Here is a 235-nt window from a genome sequence, read left to right as displayed (position 1 = left end):
CCCTCACGTCGTACGCGCCGCCATCCGCCTGGCGCGTGATGCCGGTGATCTTCGGCACGGTCGCCTCGGCATAGGCGAACAGCAGCTTCGCGCCGTGCTTGATGATCCCGTTAGGCTCCTGCGCCGTACCCGGCAGGAAGCCGGGCACGTCGACGAACGTCACGAGCGGAATCTCGAACGCGTCGCAGAACCGCACGAAGCGCGCCGCCTTCTTCGACGAATTGATGTCCAGCAC

The 235-nt window shown here is 66.0% G+C and carries 1 protein-coding gene; it reads right to left on the bottom strand.

Annotation, left to right across the window (positions count from 1 at the left end; translation table 11 throughout):
- The coding region (locus tag AC0CH8_RS19150) for a carboxyl transferase domain-containing protein (protein ID WP_465241236.1) at positions 1–235 on the bottom strand (235 nt) is incomplete at both ends.

It is taken from the genome of Sphingomonas sp. AC435, assembly GCF_979253005.1.
This window is presented reverse-complemented; position numbering and strand designations above follow the sequence as displayed.